The organism is Nostoc sp. (assembly GCF_036917935.1).
In the GTDB taxonomy this organism is placed as follows: Bacteria; Cyanobacteriota; Cyanobacteriia; order Cyanobacteriales; family Nostocaceae; genus Nostoc.
In genome coordinates this window covers 127,701-151,701 of the sequence record NZ_JBALEL010000064.1, presented here as the reverse complement: position 1 = coordinate 151,701, position 24,001 = coordinate 127,701, and the positions used below count along the sequence as shown (strand labels likewise).

17 protein-coding genes are annotated in these 24,001 nt (G+C 41.3%); 8 read left to right on the top strand and 9 right to left on the bottom strand.

The window, feature by feature from the left end:
• Positions 1-589: 589 nt before the first annotated feature.
• The 4 genes from V7K62_RS28805 to surE form a co-directional block, all read right to left on the bottom strand.
• Positions 590-1,498, bottom strand: a complete 909-nt coding sequence (locus tag V7K62_RS28805; protein ID WP_334870246.1) for an AAA family ATPase — start codon at positions 1,496-1,498, stop codon at positions 590-592.
• 113 nt (positions 1,499-1,611) lie between these two features.
• The gene (locus V7K62_RS28800; RefSeq protein WP_334870244.1) at positions 1,612-2,667 is read right to left on the bottom strand and encodes a bifunctional riboflavin kinase/FAD synthetase; all 1,056 of its coding nucleotides are present in this window, start codon (positions 2,665-2,667) and stop codon (positions 1,612-1,614) included.
• Positions 2,668-3,165: 498 nt separating this feature from the next.
• Positions 3,166-4,062: an MBL fold metallo-hydrolase gene (locus V7K62_RS28795; protein WP_334870242.1), complete on the bottom strand. Its 897-nt coding sequence runs from the start codon at positions 4,060-4,062 to the stop codon at positions 3,166-3,168.
• Positions 4,063-4,349: 287 nt separating this feature from the next.
• Positions 4,350-5,147 (bottom strand): 5'/3'-nucleotidase SurE, encoded by a 798-nt coding sequence (gene surE, locus V7K62_RS28790; protein WP_334870254.1) that lies wholly within the window; start codon positions 5,145-5,147, stop codon positions 4,350-4,352.
• A 344-nt stretch (positions 5,148-5,491) separates the two neighbouring features.
• Between surE and pheS the strand changes: the two genes are divergently transcribed.
• The 3 genes from pheS to V7K62_RS28775 all read left to right on the top strand — a co-directional run bounded on the left by pheS (position 5,492) and on the right by V7K62_RS28775 (position 9,006).
• Positions 5,492-6,484, top strand: a complete 993-nt coding sequence (gene pheS / locus V7K62_RS28785; RefSeq protein ID WP_334870240.1) for a phenylalanine--tRNA ligase subunit alpha — start codon at positions 5,492-5,494, stop codon at positions 6,482-6,484.
• A gap of 481 nt (positions 6,485-6,965) precedes the next feature.
• Complete coding sequence (locus V7K62_RS28780; protein WP_334870238.1) at positions 6,966-8,519, top strand: RNA-directed DNA polymerase; 1,554 nt, start codon at positions 6,966-6,968, stop codon at positions 8,517-8,519.
• A gap of 214 nt (positions 8,520-8,733) precedes the next feature.
• Complete coding sequence (locus tag V7K62_RS28775) at positions 8,734-9,006, top strand: DUF433 domain-containing protein (protein WP_334870236.1); 273 nt, start codon at positions 8,734-8,736, stop codon at positions 9,004-9,006.
• A gap of 194 nt (positions 9,007-9,200) precedes the next feature.
• Here the strand turns inward: V7K62_RS28775 and V7K62_RS28770 are convergent, their stop codons facing one another.
• Positions 9,201-11,087 (bottom strand): S9 family peptidase, encoded by a 1,887-nt coding sequence (locus tag V7K62_RS28770; RefSeq protein ID WP_334870234.1) that lies wholly within the window; start codon positions 11,085-11,087, stop codon positions 9,201-9,203.
• Between the two features lie 191 nt (positions 11,088-11,278).
• Positions 11,279-12,721, bottom strand: coding sequence for a RecQ family ATP-dependent DNA helicase (locus V7K62_RS28765; protein WP_334870232.1), 1,443 nt, complete (start codon positions 12,719-12,721; stop codon positions 11,279-11,281).
• A 163-nt stretch (positions 12,722-12,884) separates the two neighbouring features.
• Between V7K62_RS28765 and V7K62_RS28760 the strand changes: the two genes are divergently transcribed.
• Positions 12,885-13,322, top strand: a complete 438-nt coding sequence (locus tag V7K62_RS28760; protein WP_334870230.1) for a GNAT family N-acetyltransferase — start codon at positions 12,885-12,887, stop codon at positions 13,320-13,322.
• A gap of 156 nt (positions 13,323-13,478) precedes the next feature.
• Here V7K62_RS28760 and V7K62_RS28755 read toward each other — a convergent pair whose 3' ends face one another.
• The 3 genes from V7K62_RS28755 to V7K62_RS28745 all read right to left on the bottom strand — a co-directional run bounded on the left by V7K62_RS28755 (position 13,479) and on the right by V7K62_RS28745 (position 16,023).
• Complete coding sequence (locus tag V7K62_RS28755) at positions 13,479-13,727, bottom strand: hypothetical protein (protein WP_334870228.1); 249 nt, start codon at positions 13,725-13,727, stop codon at positions 13,479-13,481.
• Between the two features lie 74 nt (positions 13,728-13,801).
• Positions 13,802-15,406, bottom strand: coding sequence for a 2-isopropylmalate synthase (locus V7K62_RS28750; RefSeq protein WP_334870226.1), 1,605 nt, complete (start codon positions 15,404-15,406; stop codon positions 13,802-13,804).
• Positions 15,407-15,501: 95 nt separating this feature from the next.
• A complete protein-coding gene (locus V7K62_RS28745; RefSeq protein WP_196517317.1) occupies positions 15,502-16,023 on the bottom strand; it encodes a LabA-like NYN domain-containing protein in 522 nt (173 codons plus the stop codon).
• Positions 16,024-16,762: 739 nt separating this feature from the next.
• Between V7K62_RS28745 and V7K62_RS28740 the strand changes: the two genes are divergently transcribed.
• The 4 genes from V7K62_RS28740 (at position 16,763) to V7K62_RS28725 (ending at position 23,999) form a co-directional block, all read left to right on the top strand.
• Positions 16,763-19,144, top strand: a complete 2,382-nt coding sequence (locus V7K62_RS28740) for a CHASE2 domain-containing serine/threonine-protein kinase (RefSeq protein WP_334870224.1) — start codon at positions 16,763-16,765, stop codon at positions 19,142-19,144.
• Positions 19,145-20,168: 1,024 nt separating this feature from the next.
• Complete coding sequence (locus V7K62_RS28735) at positions 20,169-20,993, top strand: glycosyltransferase family 2 protein (protein ID WP_334870222.1); 825 nt, start codon at positions 20,169-20,171, stop codon at positions 20,991-20,993.
• Between the two features lie 92 nt (positions 20,994-21,085).
• Positions 21,086-22,312 (top strand): glycosyltransferase family 4 protein, encoded by a 1,227-nt coding sequence (locus tag V7K62_RS28730; RefSeq protein ID WP_334870221.1) that lies wholly within the window; start codon positions 21,086-21,088, stop codon positions 22,310-22,312.
• Between the two features lie 160 nt (positions 22,313-22,472).
• A complete protein-coding gene (locus tag V7K62_RS28725) occupies positions 22,473-23,999 on the top strand; it encodes an efflux RND transporter periplasmic adaptor subunit (RefSeq protein ID WP_334870219.1) in 1,527 nt (508 codons plus the stop codon).
• The last annotated feature ends 2 nt before the right edge of the window (positions 24,000-24,001 follow it).

The following is a 24,001-nucleotide window of genomic DNA, read 5'->3' as shown; positions in this document are numbered from 1 at the left end:
GAGTTCAACCTTTAAATAACAGTAATCTGCTGTCAGGTTGACTAGGCTATATGCTTATTAAGCATTTTTACCTAGTAACGAATCGCACTGAAATAAATCGTTAGTAGCAAAATAGTTGTAAGTCACTCAACTTGATAAATCAATCGGTATCCAGCACTCTTACCTTTTTGAATACTACTGTTACCGAAAAATTGGGTATAAAGCCCCGTCCTTATAGGACGGCTTTTCTGGTATTATGAAGAAGTGGAAAGGTAATCAACCACTTAAAAAACCTAGCTGCCGAAAGGCAAAGCACTGCACCTTGAAAACTGAATCTATGCGGTTCTACTGCATTTTTCTAGACTCCACCTCGCAGTAGGTAAAAGATTCAGAGGAGCTAGACAGACAGTTTTTTTGGAACAATATGTTTCAAATAAAAAAAGAATTTGGAGCAATCCAACTAGGGTAGGGCATACCCAAAGTCGCTTGGGGAGAGTCCCACCTCTTGGATAGACACTGCAAGGTATCTGTCTTAAGTGGTCTCGGTGAACCAAGAATCCTCTCTTCGAGACGCTAACGCGAACGTGCATTTATGCCGAGGAGTGTCAAATTAAGGAATAGAAACCGATCGCAATAATCGCTCAACAACAGTTCTAGCGTTGCGTCCTCCTCTAGGAATAAGGCGATGGCAAAGAACGTGAGGGACGAGAAATTTCACATCATCGGGAATAGCATAATCACGCCCTAATAGAAAAGCTAGCGCTTTGGCAGCCCGTTGTAATGCTAATGTGCCACGCGGACTGACACCAAGGGCGATTTCCTCATCTTGGCGTGTTGCCCGCACCAATTCGAGGATGTACTGTTGCAAGGAAGTTGCCACTTTTACTTGAGAGCAAAGGTAACGCAATTCCTGTACTTCTGCCAAAGTAATACAAGGTTGCAAATCAGCAACTTTCACACCCTTTTGAAGATTTTGCAGCATCAGGAGTTCTTCTGCCTCCGAAGGATAGCCCAAACTCAGCGATAACATAAACCGATCCATTTGCGCTTCCGGCAGGGGAAAAGTACCTTGATACTCGATAGGGTTTTGAGTGGCAATGACAAAAAACGGCTGGGGAACTGGACGAGAGACACCATCGACTGTTACCTGATGTTCTTCCATAACCTCCAGCAACGCTGACTGAGTGCGGGGTGTAGCGCGGTTAATTTCGTCAGATAGTAATATATTGGCAAAGACTGGCCCAGGAAGAAAAGTAAATTCGCCGCTTTTTGGGTTCCAGATGTTAGTGCCAGTAATGTCAGTTGGCAGTAAATCGGGAGTACATTGTAGCCGTTGAAACTTGCCATCCAGTGAACGAGCTAGGGATTTAGCAAGCAGGGTTTTACCTACACCAGGAACATCTTCTAAGAGAGCATGACCACCACCTAACAAGGCGACTAGCACTAAGCGTATTGCCTCAGCTTTGCCAACGATAGTAAGAGCTAGATTTTGTGTTAAAGCGTCGATTTTTTCTCTCATGGGTTGTGGGGAGTGGGGGAGCAGAGGGGCAAAGCAGCAGAGAGGCAAAGCAGCAGAGGAGAATAACCAATGCTCAATGCCCCTTTGCCTCTTTGCCCTATCTATTGTTCCCACTAAGCGCTCAAAACTTCTCTAGCAACAACGCAGTCAAGTTGAATTTGTGTTTTCAGGGCTTCTAGAGAAGAAAATTTTTGTTCAGGGCGCAAAAATTTAACTAGCTGCACAGCCAGTTTTTTGCCATACAAATCACCAGACCAATCAAATAAATGTACTTCCGCAGATGAATAAGTACCGTTTACAGTTGGGCGATTACCGATATTCATTACGCCCAAGCTCTCGACATCTGATGTTTCATCAAGAGTGAAAACGCGGACAGCGTAGACTCCTTGGCGGGGCAGAAACTTTTCTTTTGGTAGTTGGAGGTTGGCGGTGGGAAAGCCAATTGTTCTGCCCAATTGTTGACCTTGAACGACATCACCAAGGAGGGTGTAGGGGCGTCCTAGTAATAGATTTGCGTTTTCGATGTCGCCGTGCTCAAGGGTTTGGCGGATCAATGAAGTGCTAATGCGGGCATCCTGAGTTGGAGTAGTACTGACACAACTACTTTCGATGGGCGAGTCACCTGTATAAGTTTGTAAGGGAACGATGGTAACGGGGATATTATGCTTGGCGGCGAGTAATTGCAAATCTTTGGCAGTACCACTACGCTTTTCGCCGAAACAAAAATCCTGCCCGATACTAATTCGTTGGCATCGCAGCTGTTGCACGAGAATTTTTTCGACAAATTCTTCGGGGTTGAGAGCAGACAATTCTTTGTCAAAGGATAGTAGTACCAGTTGTTCTACCCCAAGCGATCGCAATTGTTGGACTTTTTCATCCAGTGGCGTTAACAAAGTCCGGGGTTGCCCCGTAAAGAACTCCTGTGGATGGGGGTCAAAGGTGACAACTGTTGAGTAGGTATATTCTTGATTTGTCGGTTGATTTTTCTTTGACTGCGGACTACTGGCTACTGACAAGTCACCACCAGCGTGCAAGACTGGTTGAATTACCTTTTGATGACCAAGATGAACACCATCAAACTTGCCAAGGGCAACAGCAGTCGGCGTTAGTAGCCCTTCGCTCGAAGAAGCAACCCGCACAGAACACCCATTTTTAGACAAATTTAGCACGTGGATTCTGAGATTTTAGGTTTATTTTAGCTATCAGCAGGAAGCTACTCTATGGTAAACCGCCTTGAAGAGGACATTCACCAACTGCCCATGAGGTCTTGTGCTATCAGCCAGGGTGTTGATGCCACCCCTTTTAGCTATCAGCCAAAAGCCTAACCCAAGGGAAGTCGCCCAAAATGGTTTCTTGTGCCATCAGCTTGAGAGCTAATTGCTAAGTCCAGATAACCCCAAATACTAGAGCTATAAAAGGCTCTAGTTCCGTGTTGAGACTTCAACGAGGTTTTACGCCGACCATCAGCTACAATCTTAGGGCGTCTGTGGGTGTCTGGGCTGGGTTGGTGAATCTATAAAGTTTGTCCTCCTGTTGTCGCCCTGATCCTGTGGTCGGCGTGACAACTCTGGGCAGCGCTGTCTCACCGTGGAACAGGTACGCTCTCGCGCTGAAAGCTTCTGATCACCAATCTAATCTAAAATCTCCAATTCCTCCGATCGCAATCTTTAGGTAGAAAACTTACTAACAGGAAAAGATTCTGATAAGGCTACTGAGGTGGGAATCTGAAGTACCATTCCTTCCCGCGCCATAATAGCGCCAGGAAATTTTGCCGCGGCTTGTTTGCCTACACGATCCAAAAAGTCATCATTGTGGGCGGGGTCGTGGTGATAAATCACCAGAGTTTTGACGTTAGCAGCTTGTGCTACTTTCACCGCTTCTTGCCAGGTAGAATGTCCCCAGCCGATTTTTGGGGTTTTTGAGCAATGGTATTCTTCGTCTGTGTATGTGGAATCGTAAATCAAGATGTCAGCATTACGAGCTAGCCACAGCACATTGTCATCGAGTCGATCGGGAAAATGTTCGGTATCAGTGATGTAAGTAGCAGCACCACCACGCCAGTTGACGCGGTATCCTACGGCTTCACCTGGATGGTTTAAAGGTGCTGTTTCTACGGTAACGTCATCCATCTGGATTGGTTGCCCTGGTCGAACGTCGTAGAAATTTAAATTGGCTTGCATAATCTGCAAGGGTACGGGAAAGTTCGGGTGCAACATCTGATCGTTGAGGCGCTGTTCGATGGTAGAACCATCAGGTGCGATCGCGCCGTAGATATGAAAGTCATTGCCCTTAACAAATCCTGGGGTAAAGAAGGGAAAACCCTGCATGTGATCCCAGTGAGAATGGGTAAAAAATATGTGAGCTTCTAACGGCATTTGGCACAATAAAGATTGCCCCAAAACATGTAGTCCCGTGCCAGCATCGAAAATTAAGCGCTTATCGCCCGCTTGCATTGATATGCAAGGGGTATTACCGCCGTAACGAACGGTGTGTGGCCCTGGAGTGGGGATGCTGCCGCGAACGCCCCAAAATTGTACGTTAAATTGGTTCTCTATCCTAGACATGAGTGTTGCTTGCTGGACTGAGCGGGCGATAATTGAAAAAATTGTTACTTATTTTGTCTAAGTTTATGCTGTCTCACCGATTTGGGTAGAGGGAGGATTTCTTGGTAAAACAGCATACCCTGTTTCTGGCTGATTGTGTAAATGTGGATGAAATACTGTCAGTTAGAATTTTCCGGGTTTTGGGGTGGATGTGTATCGGTTATTTCAAGAGTGCCCCTACGTTATAGCCTACATTTTTCTGTGATGTATGTGAATAACCCCGGTTTTGTCCTGATAAATCAAATGATTCAAGGAATATTAAATTCCCACTCAGACAATTTATCTAATCCAGTTGCGTATGTTAGATTGTATTGTAACGGGGTTATACTGATGTAGTTTTTACGTACAACCTGCACGTCTGTCGGTACATTTTGAGGCAGATTTAATCCGGTTGGGGGTTCCACATCCTCAATTACCTCTCCGGTTAACCAGTAGTAGGTTTTTCCACGAGGATCAACTCGTTTATCAAACACATCTATGTAACGCCGCACTCCTTGACGGGTGAGAGTAACTCCAGCAATTTCTTCCCATTTGAGGGCAGGAATATTGACGTTGAGCAACATTAAATCTGGCAGCGGTTTTTGGACTAATTGGTCTACGAGAATTTTGGCAAACTTAGCAGCAGGTTGAAAGTCTTTAGATGTGTGACTCATAAGACTCAGCGCTACGCTGGGAATGCCTTCAATTAGACCTTCCATTGCCGCAGAAACAGTGCCGGAATAGAGAATTTCAGTTCCCAAATTCGCACCTTGATTAATACCAGAGAGAACCAAATCCGGGGGAGTCGTAAGCAAAGCCCACAGCGCCAATTTGACGCAATCTGAAGGCGTACCATCACAAGCCCAAGCTTTGACAGCAGGATGAAAAATCTCTTCAACAATTTCGGCGCGAATGGGTTGGTGTAAAGTTAATCCGTGTCCAGTTGCCGATCGCTCTCGATCTGGGCAAACCACACTCACATCATGACCGGCCTCTGCCAAGTAGTTGGCTAGGGTACGAATCCCCAAGGCAGAAATGCCATCATCGTTGCTAATTAGTAATTTCATAGTCATTGGTCATTCGTTATTAGTTATTAGTTATTTGTTATTAGCCATTTGTCAATGTCGCAGGTCACAGGCAGCAAAAAAATATCGATACTCATTAGTACACTAGGGTGGGAGTTTGCCTACCTTGAACTAGTGACTCTGAACAACTTGTCTGGTTAAGTTGAGATGTTAGCTGGATTTACGCGCCCGCTATACTAGCCCAATCATCTCTAACTGATAAACAGAGGTTTGGTTTCGACCCTCACCTTTGGCTGATGTTAATGGTATGACTATAAGTTTATTTATCGACCAGTTCACAGCTTTTGACTATAGACTAATGACTAATGACCAATGACTAATAACTAATGACTAGCAATTTAGAAGCTCAACTTTTAGCACTGCGGCAGTCAGGAGAAAAAGCGATCGCAGCCGCAGACACCCTAGAACGCCTAGAAGAACTCAGAGTTAACTATCTGGGGAAAAAAGGGGAACTGGGGGCACTGTTGCGAAGTATGGGGCAGATGAGCGCAGAGGAACGGCCAAAAATTGGAGCGATCGCCAATACAGTCAAAGAATCCCTGCAAACTAGTCTAGACCAGCAACGTAATGCCTTAGAATCCGCGCAAATTCAAGCTTTGCTAGAGGCAGAAACTCTGGATGTAACTATGCCAGGAATTTACAGCCCCCAAGGTCGCATTCATCCCCTCAATGGTATTATCGACCGGGCGCTGGATATCTTTGTCGGTATGGGCTACACCGTAGCCCAAGGGCCAGAGATGGAAACAGATTATTATAATTTTGAGGCTCTCAACACCCCGCCTGACCACCCCGCCCGTGATATGCAGGATACCTTCTACCTGCCAGATGGGAATCTTTTACGGACTCATACATCTTCGGTACAAATTCGTTACATGGAAAGAGAAGAACCACCGATTCGGGTTGTGGCTCCAGGGCGAGTTTATCGGCGAGATAATGTAGACGCGACTCACTCAGCAGTTTTTCATCAAATAGAACTTTTAGCGATTGATGAGGGACTAACTTTTACAGACCTCAAGGGCACAATTAAAGTATTTTTACAAGCAATATTTGGCGATTTACCAATTCGCTTCCGTGCGAGTTATTTCCCATTTACTGAACCCTCGGCTGAAGTAGATTTGCAGTGGAATGGTCGCTGGCTGGAGGTGATGGGCTGCGGTATGGTCGATCCAAATGTACTTAAGTCTGTGGGTTATGATCCAGAAATTTATACAGGGTTTGCTGCTGGTTTTGGTGTAGAACGCTTTGCAATGGTGTTACACCAAATCGATGATATTCGTCGTTTGTATGCTAGTGATTTGCGATTTTTGCAGCAATTTTAAGTAAGCGATCGCTTTAAATAATCAGGCGTTTACTAAATCTCTTGCAAAAATCAATTAGATGAAAATATAACCACAGATAAATATCCATGATTTATCTGTGGTTTTAAATAATAGATTAGGATTGATGAATTTGGTAAACTTATCAGTACGTGACTGTTGACGTGATATGACTGCGATCGCTGGCAAACATCTAACGCTTGAGCTGCGATCGCTTCTACTATTTTCCCAGAATTACAGCTAACCGCAGAGCAAGTACTCAACGCTGGATAAAGCAATGCGGTAAAAGGCGGACAGACGAAGTGATTTGAGAGGTGCGATCGCGCAGTTTTCTTACTTAGTTGCGGCTGAAGGAGCTACTTTATTGTACAAAAACCTGCTTGAGTACAATTACTCCATTCATTCACTGCAATTACGATTGCTTTCATCTCGATTTCAGGGCAACATATCTTATAGTAAATTCTGTAATCCTAAAATACTAAAGATGAATAGCAGAGATTTAATAGCTAGAGGATATTTCCCAAAAGAACTGCCTCCTCCTTTTAATACTATTTCCCTCGCTGACTTTGCTACATCTGGTAAAATCGCTTTTCCACGTTACCCTAAGAGAACTGCAAAAATTTATAGTCATAATCATGTTAGATACAACTCATTGAGAAGAAACTTAGGTATTCCAAACCCAGTATTTTTCTTAGAAATTTCTAATTTATTAGATACTAATTGGTCTACAGTTAATCAAATAATAAAACGTTCTAACTTTTCAAAAAGTAAGCCTACTCATACTCCTCATCCACAACGTGAACGTTCTATTTCGCCTGTACTTGATTTCTACTTAATTCCTGTTGAAAGAGCTAAAAATAGAATAGCCGGGCGATATATATTACATACAGATATTTCTCGATTTTATCAATCTATTTACACTCATAGTATTCCCTGGGCAATACATGGAAAATCATTGGCTAAACAACAGAGAAATGATATGACTCTTCTGGGAAATAATATTGATAAAATTTTGAGAAATAGTCAAGATGGTCAAACACTAGGTATCCCTATTGGCCCAGATACTTCATTAATCATTGCCGAACTGATACTTTGTACAACAGATATAGAACTAGAAAAGCGATTAAAAAACACTTGTAACTATCCATTTAAAGGCTTTCGTTATAGTGATGATTATGAGTTTGTATTTCAAAATATTTCAGATGCTGAATCAGCTTTAAGCCAAATTCAACAGGTACTTTCAGAGTTTGAATTAACTATCAACTTTGAGAAAACCAAAATTATTGAGTTACCGTGTTCTTTGGATTCAATATGGGTTTTAGAACTATCTGATTATAAATTTAGCGGAAGTGGACTTGCACAAATGCAAGATATTATTCGTTATTTTGATAAAGCATTTCAACTTAGAAATGAATTTCCTGGAGAACCAGTACTTAAATATGCAGTTGCCCGAATTAGTAATATTAACAACCTTGATATAGAGAATTGGTCTCTTCTTGAAAGCCTTCTTTTACAGTCAATTACTATTGAACCTAGTACTTTACGTGATTCTCTTTCAATAATTCAAGAAAAGAAGGTAAACAAATATAACATTAACTTATCCTTACTTGAAGAAGTTATTAACTTTCAAATCTATAGAAATGCAATACTTGGACATAGCAGTGAAGTAGCTTGGGCTATTTGGTCAGCAATGGTATTTGACTTATCAATTAACAAGCTAGCTACAGAGTCTATTTCTCAAATGGAAGATTCTATAGTAGCAATTTTAGCTTTAAATGCGCGTAAGCAAGGACAGATTAAAGAAAATTTAGATACAAGTAGATGGGAACAATTTTTAAATGAAGATGAGCTTTATGGTGAGCAATGGCTCCTTTGTTATGAAGCTAATCTACAAGGGCATTTATCTAAAGGAGTCGATTACGTATCAAAAGATCCTTGGTTTTCTCTGCTAAAGGATAATGGTATTACTTTTTATGGTAGTAAGACTCCCTTAGTTATTCCGCCAAGCTCTACTAGTGGCCCCTCTGGTAGATTCTGACTTTGGCAATTTAAGGTGGTCGGTGAATTACACTAACCACCATTTTGAAACTTTATTTAACTATTCCCGAATGACCTTGAATATCTCCCAAAGGTTCAAATCTAACACCTAAGTATTTGGCGAGAAACTCCTCTGCGATCGCAACCCTCGCCTAAGCAATTTTCTAGTCTGGTAAACTAGAGGCAACCCCAGTTCTGCTTCCTTCATTCGTTATATGTTTGCTGAAACCTCCTCGCGCTACGTTACCCGTAACCCTGAAATTTTGAGTGCAGAGCCGATTATTATAGGTACTCGGACATCTGTTCGTGCCATTGTCGGTTTGTGGCGATTGGGGATTATGCCAGAAGAAATCCTGAACCATTTACCACATTTAACCTTGGCACAAGTATTTGATGCCTTGAGTTTTTATCTCGATCATCAAGTCGAGATTAATGAATACATTGAGCGAAATCAAGTACCCGATGAATTAATACATCCATCTGTATAGAGGAGAATAAAGGACATTTTGGGATTATCGTTGTGCCTCAGAAAAACGCTTATGAAGTCGCGCAACGGATTGGTATTCTGGTAAGCATACTAATGGCTGATGAAATTAGGAATCAGTTGTTGTATGCATAAATCGTTCCAAATTAAAAATGATTAAGGTGGTCGGTGAATTACACTAACCACCCTTTTAAGGCTTTATTTCACTATTCCTGAATGACCAGGAATATCTGTCAAAGGTTCAAATCTCCCACCTAAGTATTTGGCGAGAAATTCCTCTGCGATCGCAAAAAAGTGCAACCGATTTTCTGGTCTGGCAAAACCATGTCCTTCATCTGTGTAAAGTGCATATTGCACTGGTAAACCAGCCTGTTGCATTGCATTGACAATTTGATCGCTTTCTGATTGTTTCACCCTTGGATCGTTTGCACCTTGACCGATAAGTAAAGGTTTTTGAATTCGGTCAGCAAAGAATAAAGGCGATCGCGATTTCAGAAACTCCTCTTCTGTCTCCAAGTTGCCAATGCGATGATAAAGCATTGCCTTGATCGGTTCCCAATAAGGCGGTATAGTTTCTATCAGCGTAATCAGGTTACTCGGCCCGACAATATCCACACCAGCAGCAAAGATTTCTGGTGTAAAAGTCAATCCTACTAAGGTGGCGTAACCGCCATAAGAACCGCCCATAATCGCAATCTTTTGCGGATCGGAAATACCTTGTTCCACTAGCCAGTTCACGCTGTCAATCAAGTCGTCGTGCATTTTAGCAGCCCATTCTCGATTTCCTGCATTCAAAAATGCTTTACCGTAGCCAGTGGAACCGCGAAAGTTCACTTGCAGAACGGCATAACCCCGGTTAGCTAGCCATTGCGTTGTCGGAGAGAAACCCCAAGTATCCCGCGCCCAAGGGCCGCCGTGAACCAGCAGTACTGTTGGGAGATTTTGGGTGGGTATTCCTACAGGAGTTGTCAGGTAACTGTGGATAGTTAAGCCATCCCGCGCTTCGTAGGAAATCGGTTGCATTGAAGCTAACTGCAACGCTTCGAGTTTGGGTTGGTTGCTAAAGAGGAAAGTGCTAGTTTTGGACTCTCGGTTGTAGGCATAGTAATAAACTGGGCCATTGTCAGTTCTATAAGCTAAAGCCCAAGTTTTATCTTCCAAGTCGCGGCTAATTAGAGAGAATTCTCCAGGACGCACCTTGGCAATTTCTTCAAAATCAGCGGCGATACTGCGATCGATTACCTGCCATTCTTGTTTATCTTTGTAGAAAGAAACTGCTTGGATAACTCGCGTTAATGGCTGGATGATTATCCCCACAACATCATACTGCTGGTCTTCAGCAATGACGGTTTCTTGACGAGTGTCTAGGTCAACAGCTAGCAGACGTTTGGCGTTAGCATCGTGATTCCCTTGAATATAAAGTGTTTTACCATCAGCCGAAAAACTTACAGAATTCCCTTCCTCTTCTGGCCCCCAGTGACGGAGAATTTCCCACTGTTTATCTGGTTTCTGCAATAACAAATCATAACCACCATCGGGTGTGCTAGCTGTTGCTGCACGTATTTGGAACTCAGCATCAGATGTCCAACTGATAATGTTACCGGGGTTGTCAGTGTCGAACTCCACTGCACCATTTTTGAGGTTGATGCGGTAAACGTCAAACTTTTGGGGATTGTTCAAGTTCAACGCTACCAGTGCTTTATCTGGAAATTTGGGTTCCAGTTCCACGAGTTCGGCCTTGACACCCTGGAATGGCGTTAAGTCACGCACAATCTTGGAGTGAATATTAACCAAGTGAAGGTGAAAGTTCTCGTCGCCATCCGAGTCTTGCATATAAATCAACTGGTCGGCGTTATAAGTCCAGAAGAAAATGCGAATACCGCGCTTTTTGTCCGCAGTTAGTATTTGGCCGTCTTCTTGTCCTACAGTTCGCAACCAAACCTGCAAGACATTTTTCTCATCGGGGGCGATATATGCCAAGTACTTGCCATCAGGGGAGAGTTGTGGGCTAGTTTTTTCGGGATTCCCAAACAGAATTTCGCGCGGAATCAGCGGTGCTAGGGAGGGCGCTTGAGCAGATGACATATTTTTATCCTCTAGTTAACCTCTTTATTGTTACTTAGTGGTGAAAATAACAAATCCTATTGGATGAACCAACTTGGAGAATATTTAGGGAAGCAGGGGAAAGAAAAAGTTATATTTTACTGCCTTCCCGCCATCACATTACTTATCTTTTCCTTTGCGTCCTTTGCAGTTATTAAAAAAATTCAGGTATTCTAGCGGCAATTGTCGCAATGTCCGCAACGCCAGTTAGCTGCTTCTTTGTCAAAACCAAAGGCGTTTAACAAAAACTGCCAACGACACTGCTTTGTAGTTAAATATTGATGCATTTGTTTAGCAGCATGTAATTGCGTCGGTGGCTGATTTCCGGCTTTTTGCACAATGCTGTAATGAAAAGGGTCAAGCCAGTTTAGCTGACCACTGCTGTGGAGTAAAGCTAGAGCCGTAGCACCTTCGGGAAATTGTCGAGTTACTGCATTCACTTCTCCCTGTTTTGGTAATTTTTTCACAAGTTGCTGCGCTATTTGTTGTTGCGATCGCATTTGTTCTTGAAAAAACTCCTGTCTTTGCTTATCCCCTGAATCTAACCACCCCGTAGGTTCACTCACCAATGTCAACGCTTCTGCTGGTTTCCCATCTCTTCCAGCCCGGCCAATTTCTTGCACATATTCAGATAACAAATGCGGCGCGTGAAAGTGAACAACCCACCTGACATTACTTTTATTAATCCCCATACCAAATGCACAGGTACAAACCACAAATGGTATTTTACCACTTAACCAGCTTGCTTCTACTTCACGGCGTTCAGTTGCACCCAATCCCGCATGATAACTAGCTGTAGCAAAACCCATCTCTGCTAACCATTCAGCTAAATCTTCGCTATCTCGCCTAGTGCGAACATAAACTAATCCCGATTGTTGCGGTCTATTTTGAATAAACTTTAATAATTGTTGTTTCCTACCTGCTGGTGTCCAAGCGATGCGGACGCTGGGATGCAAGTTAGGACGGTAGGGATTCAAGCGAAAAATCTCTGGTTGCTGTAATTGTAAAACTGTTTGAATAATTTTTTGGGCTGAGGGGTCAGCAGTAGCGGTAAAAGCAGCAATGCTGATTTTTGTTCCTGGTGGTTTTGATTTTAGTAGTGCAGGACGCACCGCCCCTAATCTGCGATAAGCTGGGCGAAAACTATCACCCCACTGCACTAAACAATGAGCTTCATCTAAAATTAAGCCATTAATTTGCAATTGCGGCTGACATAATTTTTCCCACACTGGTACACTTAGCAAAGTTTCTGGTGACAAGTATAGTAATCTTAGCTGTTGACGTTCCAAAGCTTGCAGCGTTGCACGGCGTTGAGACGAAGATAATTCACTATGTAAAAGTGCTGCTTTTTGGTGGCTTTGTAGTAGTTCCTGAACTTGATTTTCCATCAATGCCACCAAGGGCGAAACTACTAAGGTTAATCCTGTTTGTAGCAGTGCAGGAAGTTGAAAACAAATCGACTTCCCGCCACCTGTGGGCATAATAATCAGCGCATCTTTTTGTGCTAATAAACTACTGACAATTTCTCCTTGTGGGGGACGGAAATCTTCATAACCCCAGATTTGTTTGAAAGCAGCGCGAACTTCTTGCCAAGATTTTGCTGTAAGCTGATTCATAATCAATAGTATATGCAACCATATCCTTGAATACTGAATATAGCCTCTGTGATCCAGTTAATGGTTCAGTAATTTCATCATCTTAGGTTGCAAGGCGCTGACTGCAAGAATGAATTGAAATTAATTATTACACATCAATATATTAAATATAAGATTTAGCAATATGAATGAAGAATTAAAACACAAATTTTACATCAGCACGGATAAATCTAAATTAGATATTCAAATGATTCATGATTTTTTACAAACTTCTTATTGGGCTGAAAACATCTCATTAGCCACTGTAGAAAAGTCAATAAACAATTCTTTATGTTTTGGACTTTATGAAAGTAATCAACAACTTGGCTTTGCGAGAGTTATCACTGATTATGCAACTTCTGCGTTATTAAAAGATGTTTTTATTCTGGAGCCTTATCGAGGACAGGGTTTAGGAAAATGGTTTGTAGAATATATTTTGGAATATCCAGAATTGCAAGACGTTCAAAGGTGGATGTTAGGCACAAAAGATGCTCATGGACTTTATCGTCGTTATGGGTTTAAAAATTTGACAGAACCAGAAAAAATCATGATGCGTTTAAATTCTAATGCTAACCAAGCTTGAGCAAAGCGGGGGCAAATCAGTGCGTAGGCGTAGCCCGTCGTAGACATCGCTAACCCGCATTCACAGTTAGATTACAATCTAGGTGTAGTTTCTGTGACTGGAGTTGTTCATCGGGTGATTCAATCCGATTCAATGACAAAGCACACCAGACAAGTATTACTTAGTACGCTCATGACAATGTTGGGTTTCGTTCCTTATTTTATAAAACAAATCTCGACGTGCTTCTTCTATAAATTTGACGGTAACATTTTGCCAATCCAGAAGTAGATTACTCTCATCAACACCAATATCTAGCCACATTTGGTAAGAGTGTTTTGCAATTAGTAAATCTTCTTTGCTGGTGGCTTCTCTGATAGTAATATGTTTTTCTGTCAGCATAATTTCCAACAATTTTTCGGAACTCACAAATAACTCCTCCCCAAAGTTGGAGAGGAGTTTGTTAGCATCAGCTAAAAACTGGCAGTTTGACAGATCCGATTTCAGACTTTCTGTGCAGTTACTTCTTCTGGTTTTTTTTGAGTTTGCAAAGATGCATACAATCTATTCAACGCATTTACATAAGCTTGCGCGGATGCCACGATGATATCTGTGTTCGCTGCATGACCAGAAAATACTTTAGATTCATAACGTAAACGAATCGTCACTTCGCCAATGGCATCAATACCACCTGTTACTGACTGCACAGAAAACTCAATCAACTCGTTGGGCACATTCACCACACGGTTGATGGCTTTGTAAACTGCATCCACTGGCCCAGTACCGATCGCAGCATCGGTTAATTCTTCACCTTCTGGGGTACGCAGGGTAACTGTAGCGGTGGGACGGGCGTTACTACCACAGGAAACTTGCACCAACTCTACCCGGAACAAATCGGGTGCTTGTTGGATTTCATCGTTAACGATCGCTTCTAAATCCCAATCAGAGATTTCTTTCTTTTTATCTGCTACTTCTTTGAATCTGACGAATGCTTTATTTAATTCAGTATCCGACAGTTCAAAGCCCAATTCTTTCAATCGAGTACGGAAAGCATTTCTCCCTGAATGTTTGCCCAAAACTATTTGATTGTCTGACAAGCCAATCAATTGGGCATCCATAATTTCGTAGGTGAGTTTGTTTTTTAACACACCATCTTGGTGAATCCCAGACTCATGGGCAAAGGCATTCGCCCCGACGATCGCTTTATTTGGTTGTACTAACATCCCCGTCAAATTAGAAACTAAGCGTGAGGTTTTGTAAATTTGGCGGGTGTCGATATTTGTCAGGGATTCTTGAGAATCTGCTGGTCTGCCGAGATAAGGGTTAAAATATTGCCGCCGCACGTGCAGCGCCATTACCAATTCTTCTAGTGATGCATTTCCGGCGCGTTCGCCAATCCCATTGATGGTACATTCTAGTTGCCGTGCGCCATTTTTCACGGCTTCTAAGAAGTTAGCAACTGCCAAGCCTAAATCATTATGACCGTGAACAGAAATAATCGCTTGGTCGATGTTGGGGACATTTTCGATAATGCCCTTAATCATTGCTCCAAATTCGCTAGGAGTTGTGTAACCGACAGTATCGGGAATGTTAACTGTTGTTGCACCAGCTGCGATCGCTCGCTCTAATACTTGATACAGAAATTCTGGATCGGTACGGGCCGCATCCATCGGCGAAAATTCGATATCTGTCATGAAGGACTTGGCATAAGCTACCATTTCTTCGGCGATCGCTAGCACTTCTGCCCGTGACTTTCGCAACTGATACTCTAAATGAATATCAGAAGTGGAAATAAAGGTGTGGATTCTGGCGTTGACTGCTGGTTTTAATGCTTCGGCAGCCGCTTCAATATCTGCTTTAATGGCTCTTGCCAAACTACAAACTACCGGGCCATTTTCTGTGCCGACAATTTGAGCAATTTTCTTGACTGCTTCAAAATCTCCAGGACTGGCAAAGGCAAAGCCTGCCTCAATTACATCTACACCCAGACGCGCTAATTGCTTGGCAATAACTAGCTTTTCGTCTATATTCAAAGTCGCTCCTGGACACTGCTCTCCATCTCGCAATGTCGTATCAAAAATGATGATTCGATCTGTTTTGTTTGTCATTTGCCCTTTGTTGTTTAGTATTTACTTGTGGCTTAATATATCTTCAACCTTAGTTTTTCTTTTACTCTTACTTTTGTAAATAATTGTTAAAACTACTAACCTTCGGTTTTTTCTATTTGTTCTCTGATATCATTTAAATCAATATATCTATCAGTAGCATTGCGTAGCTCTCTAGCAATCATTCCTTCTGTTGATACTACCGTAATATGTGTATTTTTTGAGCGTAATAGTTCGATTGCTCTTTCAAAATCTCCATCGCCACTGAATAATACTACTCGGTCATACTGGTCTACTGTATTGAACATATCTACAACAATTTCAATATCTAAATTCGCTTTTTGCGAGTAACGACCAGATGTATCATCATAATATTCTTTAAGAATTTTAGTTCGTACTGTATATCCTAGACTAATTAGAGCATCTCTGAAACCTCGCTGATCTTGTGGATCTTTTAAGCCAGTGTACCAGAAGGCATTAATTAATGTTGTTTCTGATTGCTCATGTTTGAAGTATTCTAAGACTCGCCGTGGGTCAAAAAACCAGCCATTTTTTTGTTGAGCATAGAACATATTGTTTCCGTCTACAAAAATAGACAGACGATTCATTGGAGAACCCATACAAATTTACACCTAATAATATATATGAATTTAGATGGAACAATAGATTATAGCAATTTTCAAATGCCTTGTTTGCTAATATCTACAAAGTAGTTCTTTATCTATAGCTTTTATCCTACCTCTTTCAAGGGATAAAAACGCCTGCAACATTGGAGTTGAGATCCTGGGTGCTAACCTTATTCACCTCCAGCACTGCAAGAGCCACCCTGCGATCAAAATCTACCAATAAAATTGGCCCGGTAACAGCATTCAGCGCTGCATAACACTAAAGTTTACTCCTAAAGAGGTATAGCATCTGCTTAAGGTAAGATATAAATTAATGCCTATCTGTAGGTAAAGCTGTCAGTATCAGAACACGCTTTGTGGAGATTACTAACATTGCGCCAGAGACAGAAGACAGATTTGGGATAGCTTCTGGTATAGCACCCAGTTAGGAACGTACTTGTTGGTTAGGTTAAGATAAAATCTTGCCACAACCAAATGCACAGGTAGAGTATATCCGGCTCTGATCTGTGAGACAATCACTCTTTTGTAACTCATTCAACAGAAAAAGAATAAATTAGGTAGTGCTTGAGTAGGAATCTCTTGGGGGCTAGCTCTGCCAATAAAAGTTTGTTGATGAATAGAAGATACTTTACAAATGTATAAGATTGTCATTTAAGTCTTTTTCAATGTGCTTACACTAAAACGTGGTCTGAATAAATAAAAGTGTTCGGCTAAAATCAATCAGTAACACGATATGGCAGAAGAACCTACATCTACCTTAACTAAAAACTATGTCTCTACTGCCAATAGACTGTCAAGTAAACCGACAAAAGTGACTTCAACAGCATCGGCTCGTCAGTCCAGGTGGATGGTTCGCTTAGGTCATCTACTGGCTGGCACTTGGGCAATCGGGGCAGCACTGCTGAGTGTTTCTGGTTGGGAATTGGTTCAATCAATGGAAAATCAGGTACTTTCTGGCTTTTTTCAACTACGCGGGACGATTGTGCCTCCAGAAGACATTGTAATTTTAGCAATAGACGATCAGTCAATATCCGTTCCCGAACAGTACTATAAAACAGATCCAAAACAGTATGCCTACCTAGAAACACTGAAATCTTATCCTTATAAACGTGCTGCATACTCCCAGGTAATCACAAAATTAATCAAAGCAGGTGCCCGCTCGGTAGCATTAGATGTAGTTTTTGACACAGCAAGCAGTTATGGAGTTACGGACGATCGCCAATTCCAGGCAGTATTGCAAAAATATGGCAGCAAAGTTACCCTAGCAGCCGTCTACGAAAATTCCCAGACGCACCAAGGGTCTTTTATGCAACTGACAGACCCACAACAAATGTTTCGTACAGGGTCAGTATCCATTGGCTCAGTTAATTTCCCTTTAGAAGTAGATGGAAAAGTTCATCGATTAGCGAGTGAGTTTCCCAAGTTATTGGGTGAAGATAATTTATTTACCAAGAAGCGACTCTCCTTTGATGAGGCAGCGCTGAGGGCAGCACAAGTAAATTATCCCCGACCAAAGGGCGATCGCATTTATTTTTGGGGGCCTGCGGGTACATTTGAGCAAAAACCCTTTTGGCACGTACTCGATCCGGAAAACTGGAACACCTATTTGCAGCAGGGAAAGGTGTTCAAAGACAAGATCGTGCTGATTGGTGCAACAGATAAGTTACATAATGATTATTATCCAGTCGCTGGTAGTAAAAGTACTGAACCCATGTCGGGCGTGGAAATTCACGCCAATGCGATCGCCACTTTGATGTCAGGGAAAGCGATCGCCCCAGGAATTAACAGTCCACCATTGCAGGGTTTGTTTGTGCTAATACTAGTGGGCAGTACAGCCTTGATGATTAGCAGACGCAAGCGTAGTATCAATAGATTTCTGTATAGCCTCGCCCTGTCAGGCACTTGGGGAGGAATTAGTTATGGGTTATTTGTCTATGGTCAGTTAATTTTTCCGACTGCTGTACCAATGATGGCGATCGCAATGACCGGAATTTGCTACTTGGGAACCTCAATCGTCAGGGAAAGCATCAAAAAACGCCAATTAGTAGACATTTTTCAGAAGTATAAAACTTCCCCCGTTGTCCAAGAGATTATCAGCCAACAAGATGACTTCCAAGACTTAATCCAGCAACGAGATTTAGCCTTATCAGGGAAAGTCTTGGCTGGACGCTACAAAATTGTCAAAGTTCTTGGTTCCGGTGGATTTAGTGAAACCTACATTGCCGAAGATACCCAACGTCCTGGTAATCCGCGATGTGTTGTCAAACAACTAAAACCAGCCAACACTAAACCAGAAGGATTACAACTTGCCAGACGTTTATTTAACTCAGAGGCGCAAACACTAGAAAAATTGGGAACGCACACTCAAATCCCTCAACTTTTAGCGTATTTTGAAGAAGATGAAGAATTTTATTTGGTGCAAGAACAGATAATTGGTCATCCTTTAAATCAGGAACTCTTAGCAGGTAGAGCAATTGAAGAAATTGCAGTGATCAAAATTATCAGGGATTTATTGCAAACATTAACATTTGTCCATGAAAACTACGTGATTCATCGGGATATTAAACCCAGTAATATTATCCGGCGACACTCAGACGGAAAACTGGTATTGATTGACTTTGGTGCCGTCAAGGAAGTCGGCATCAAACAGCTTGATCGTCTAGAGTCAACCCCTTTCACCATTGGCATTGGTACTCAGGGTTACGCACCAAGCGAACAATGTTTTGGGCGCCCACACTATAGTAGTGATATCTATGCAGTTGGTATGCTTGGGATTAGAGCCTTGACTGGTGTAGCACCCCGTGAGCTAGATAGAGATGGTGATGGGGAGATCAAATGGAGCGATGCCTACGGCGGTAAACTACGCTCTCAAGTGAGCCACTCCCTAGCTAAGATTCTCAGTAAAATGGTGCTGGATGACTTCAAACAGCGATATCAGTCTGCATCAGAGGCTCTTGAAGCTCTTGAAGCTCTTGAAGCTTTTGAAGCTTTTGACGATGTTGTAAATTCCCAAAGCAGACACCATATCCCACAGGATGACTCATTAATGAATACTTTAGACGATTTAGGTATTCCCACAAAATCTTGCTCAGAAGGACAAGATACTCCCAAATAAAAAAATATCCAATCGCTGTAGAAGCTGTTTTTGAGTAGGAGAAGCAAAATCTAATAGTTCTATTGGATACAAGAATTTGGATAATTTAATTTATTCAAACAAAACTTCATCTACTGTCTTTGGGAAGATAATTTGGAATAAAATCAAGCTGATATGTAGCAGATTGCCGTATTAATAGTATTAGCTCGAAAAGGAACAGCGATCGCTCAATTATTGCTAATTTATATGACATTTTATTGAAAAATAACGCATCTTGTCTATTTTACAAGACATAGAAGTGCGATCGCTCACACCGGGGCGTAGCCCATCGCCTAATTTGAAGCCTCGATCACTAATTTTTCTTCTATCGTTAGCCAGTGGCGTGCATCTTCATAATCCTTTTGTCTGATTTGCAGCCTAGCCATACTTTCGGCTAAGTCAGCTTGAACACATGAATCTGTATGGTCATGTAAAACCCACGCCCGCTGCAATATGTCGTGCTTTATAACTATTCATTTCAGTTGTAAAATTCTGTCAATTTTATTTTTTTACTATAAAACTACCAGTATAACTATCATGCTTGTGTAATAAAATATACTCTTGTTATGACTGTTTTTGAAATAGTGATTGTTGAGTATGAGGATTAACGTCTGTAATAATACTCAAAAACATAAGAATTTAGTTTTTTCTATTATAAAAAATAGTTAAAAATCCTGATATTAATAATTTCCGGATGATTTTATTATTATTGTTATTAATATTTTTATTTCTTAATATTAAATAAAAATACTGATTCACTTTTTAAATTTTAAATTTATATTTAATTTATCAGCCGGGATTTTGAAATCATTGAATTCAGCGCGTAAGTATACAGATAGATAAAGCCTAAGATTTGAAACCTGCTAGAAAATGGGAGATTTCTGCTAATTAGCCTTAGTTAATTAGTCTAATTTTAGATGCTGCTCAATTTAAATACTTAAACGACTCATCGGCTCAAAAACACAGTAGCGCTTTTTGAAAAAGCATAATCTTTAGGAAATAAAATATGGTTACTTTAAATAATACAATATCATTGCAAAAACCAAGTTTTAAAAAATTGCTTCCCTCTGGTAATTCTTCAATTACTGTAGTTATTCCATGCCTTAATGAAGAAGGGAATCTGGAACGTCTCCTGCTTAATATAGAAGAAACGTTTGAGAATATGGGCTTTAGTTTGCCAGTACTAGTAGTTGATGATGGCAGCACAGATAATAGCTATAAAATCCTCAAGAAAATGAGTGAGAAATGTGATTATTTGAGGATCATTCGTCATCCGCAGAGGCGGGGTGTAACTGAAGTATGGAAGACAGCATTAGATGATGTCCAAACTGATTGGATATTTTGGGGACAAGCAGACTTAGAGTCAGATATCCGAACTGACTTACCATTGCTGTTAGAAGCTTGTGTACCAGGAGTAGATGCAGTAGCTGGTTGGCGGCAGAAACGGGGTGATGGCAAGATTCTTGCTTCTAAATTGGCCAATACTACTTGTAGTTTACTCTTTGGTTTAAACATTCACGATATGAACTGGATCAAACTAGTCCGTCGTGATTTATTATTGACTCTGCCAGTAGAAACAATTACCCATCGCTACTTATTGGCGGTATTAGCAGCACAAGGATATAACGTTACAGAAGTTCTCACACCTTGGCATCCTCGACATTCTGGAACAAGCAAGTTTGGCAAAAAGCGTCTTCTGACTTCAGCTATTGATTTTGTCAAGTTATGGTGGTGGTTTCAAACTGAAGGTCGTCTACTTAATCGACGCCAAGAGAAAAAAATTGATTCAAGCATAAACTATCCTGGTGTTGTTCTACAAGAAATAGTCTAGTCAATTCAACTGGTCATAAATAAACCCAGAGAGAGTTAGTTATATTCTCCTGGGTTTGATTTTTCTTCCTAATTTAGTAAGTTTTCACATCTATGAATATTGAAGGTAAACACATTCTTGTTGTCACTTCTGTATATCCGATGAATGCTGACGGCAATCATGGTGCTTTTGTACGTGAGGCAATTTTACGCTTGCAAGCAACAGGGGCTAAATTTACGGTATTCGCTCCTGCCTATGAAGGTTCTAAAAGCCACGTATTAGATGAAGTAAAAGTATATCGCTTTCGCTACTGTCCAAAACGGTTTGAAAATTTGGCAAGGGATGGCGCTCCTACCAAGTTGCAGAGACAGCCTCTCTATTTGTTAGCTGCTGTTTTGTATATCTTGTTGGGTACGCTGCAATTGTTTTGGGTATGCTACAAAGAAAAGCCAAATTTACTCCAGATTCATTGGCCTTTTCCTCACGGGTTGATGGCTTTACCTGCCAGCATTTTATTGGGTATTCCGATGGTGTTTAGTTTCCACGGAGCCGAACTAATGTTAGCAAATAAGTTCGGTTTTGTGACACATATTCTCCGTTGGTTAGTGCCTATCGCTAAAGGTGTGACAGCCAATTCTTCTTTTACTAGTGGGTTGATTCGTAAAATTTATGATGGGTCTGTTACCGTTATTCCTTACGGTATGACTATAAAGCCGAAGCCACCTAAAAAACGTTCACCAGGGGAAGTACCTAAGCTTCTGTTTGTCGGTAGGTTAGATGAACGTAAAGGTTTGCGATATTTATTGGCAGCTCTACCTTTAGTCTTAGCTAAATATCCTGTATGTCTACGCATTGTGGGTAAGGGAATTCTCGAAGATGAGATTAAATCACAGTGTCATGCAATGGGTCTAAATGACGTAGTAGATTTCCTTGGCTTTGTCAGCAAAGAAGAATTAGCTGATGAATATGCGGGGTGTGACATATTTGTATTACCAGCAATTGTAGATAGCAAGGGTGATACTGAAGGCTTAGGAATTGTGATGATAGAAGCTTTAGCTCACCAAAAGCCTGTAATTGCCAGTGCTGTTGGGGGAATTGTCGATGTAATCCATTCTGGAATTACTGGATTATTAGTACCAGAAAAAGATCCAGAAGCTTTAGCACAAGCAATCTTGACTTTATTATCGAATCCCATCAAAGCCCAAAAAATGGGTCAAGAAGGTTTAGCAGATATAGAAGTTCGCTTTACTTGGCATCGGATTACGCCTATATGGGAAAAAGTATTTGCAAACGCATTGGATAGCGCTGTAACTAAAAAATGTACTGAAACTCTTGCCTAGTAAAATTTTCCGATTAATGGTGATTGGTGATTTTTATGAGGATTGTTAGTTTGTTGAGTATTCAGGGAAATATGTATATAGCTTCTATGAAGAGTAGGTAAATAAATCAAATCCATCTCTGAATGAAATTTTGAAATTAGTTTTAACTTATTGATATATCATGATACATTCGCGTCTAATTTTAACTCGCGGGATTCTCACTACTTGCGTAGTAGCCCCTTTAGGACTGATGGGGATTTTAAGCTTTACTGTACTTCTTCCTGCTCTCAAAGACCCAGAATCAAGATTTTACTCTTCAGGTTTCGGTTATCCAGCTTTACAACGGATTGCTGACAAACCTATCCAAGTAGAAACTGCGTTAGTAGCGTCAAAAAGTTTAGAAGATAATCTAGCCGCTCCTGGTGAATCTGTTGGTATGCAGCAGGTGAATGTTCGTTCTTTGATATCGGGGCCTATAGAAAAACTTTTCGTTGAAGAAGGGCAAAGGGTGCGCCGAGGCCAACCTCTGCTCCAGTTACAAAAAGCTCCTTTTGAAAATGAAGTGAATACGGCTCGCAATAACCTCGCTATTGCCCAAAAGAACCTTGCAACCGTGCAAAACTCGGTATCAGAAAGGTTATTAGACCTGAGAGAGGATGTTAGGTCTGCTCAAGACAGGCTTTATACAGCTAAAACTAGAGTGAGAACAATTGACAAACTTGCAGATAAAGAATTAAGCAACAATGTCCAAGCTGCTCAGGTAAGGGTAGGGACTGCTGAAGAGAAACTCAAACAAATTCAAGTTTTAGCAGATCAGGGAGCAATTTCCAAGTTTCAACTCTATGATATGCAAGATACCTATGCAACTCGCAAAAGAGAACTAGTAGCTGCTCAACAGGGAATTATTACTACCCAAAGCCAGCAATTTACCAACCAAGATTTCTACATTGCTCGCCAAAACGACTTCATTTCTTCTCAGCAAGCTTTGTCATTAGCCCAGCAGACACTAGATAAAGATGTAAAAAATGCTCGCCTCACAGTTGACAACAGCAGAATAAAACTACAAGAAGCTCTAAGAAATTTAAGTAGAACAGTTCTATATGCCAGCACCGATGGTTTAGTGAGTTCGGTAAATATAAATGCTGGTGAAATAGCGGATGCACGGGGCCGTGACTCGTTAGTAACTTTAACTAAAAATGTTGTATTTAAGGCTTACATTGATCAAGCTAGACTTAATGCAGTCAAGGTGGGTAATCAAGCTATAGTGCGGTTGCTAGCATACCCTGGACGTACTTTTGAAGGACGGGTGATTCAGCTTAATCCAACCGTACAAACTAATGCCACTAAGCCCAGTAAAGTGGGTATTAACCGACAATTTACTTATTCTGTTTGGATTGCTGTTGATAAGTTGCAAATGCCTCCGGGTTTGCAAGGTTATGTTCAGTTTGCTGATCAAAGTAGAACGGCTTTAATGATTCCAGAAAGTTCTGTGACTCATTTGTCTGCTGGTGAAGGGATGGTGATGGTTGCCGAAGCAGGCAAAGCTGTTGTGAAAAAAGTCAAGCTAGGAAGAACATTTGATAACCAGCGTGAAGTGCTGGCAGGCTTAAAGTCAGGAGAAGAAGTAGTCTTATCTCCCTTAGCTCTAAATCCAGGCGATCGCCTAAATACCAAATCTGCATCATTGCCAATGGCAGAGAGAAATTAACA

Coding starts and splice junctions, on each gene's coding strand:
- V7K62_RS28735 (WP_334870222.1), top strand. CDS start 20,169: ATGGTTACTTTAAATAATACAATATCATTGCAAAAACCAAGTTTTAAA.
- V7K62_RS28770 (WP_334870234.1), bottom strand. CDS start 11,087: ATGTCATCTGCTCAAGCGCCCTCCCTAGCACCGCTGATTCCGCGCGAA.
- V7K62_RS28805 (WP_334870246.1), bottom strand. CDS start 1,498: ATGAGAGAAAAAATCGACGCTTTAACACAAAATCTAGCTCTTACTATC.
- V7K62_RS28750 (WP_334870226.1), bottom strand. CDS start 15,406: ATGACAAACAAAACAGATCGAATCATCATTTTTGATACGACATTGCGA.
- V7K62_RS28740 (WP_334870224.1), top strand. CDS start 16,763: ATGGCAGAAGAACCTACATCTACCTTAACTAAAAACTATGTCTCTACT.
- surE (WP_334870254.1), bottom strand. CDS start 5,147: ATGAAATTACTAATTAGCAACGATGATGGCATTTCTGCCTTGGGGATT.
- V7K62_RS28780 (WP_334870238.1), top strand. CDS start 6,966: ATGAATAGCAGAGATTTAATAGCTAGAGGATATTTCCCAAAAGAACTG.
- V7K62_RS28745 (WP_196517317.1), bottom strand. CDS start 16,023: ATGGGTTCTCCAATGAATCGTCTGTCTATTTTTGTAGACGGAAACAAT.
- pheS (WP_334870240.1), top strand. CDS start 5,492: ATGACTAGCAATTTAGAAGCTCAACTTTTAGCACTGCGGCAGTCAGGA.
- V7K62_RS28775 (WP_334870236.1), top strand. CDS start 8,734: ATGTTTGCTGAAACCTCCTCGCGCTACGTTACCCGTAACCCTGAAATT.
- V7K62_RS28795 (WP_334870242.1), bottom strand. CDS start 4,062: ATGTCTAGGATAGAGAACCAATTTAACGTACAATTTTGGGGCGTTCGC.
- V7K62_RS28765 (WP_334870232.1), bottom strand. CDS start 12,721: ATGAATCAGCTTACAGCAAAATCTTGGCAAGAAGTTCGCGCTGCTTTC.
- V7K62_RS28725 (WP_334870219.1), top strand. CDS start 22,473: ATGATACATTCGCGTCTAATTTTAACTCGCGGGATTCTCACTACTTGC.
- V7K62_RS28760 (WP_334870230.1), top strand. CDS start 12,885: ATGAATGAAGAATTAAAACACAAATTTTACATCAGCACGGATAAATCT.
- V7K62_RS28730 (WP_334870221.1), top strand. CDS start 21,086: ATGAATATTGAAGGTAAACACATTCTTGTTGTCACTTCTGTATATCCG.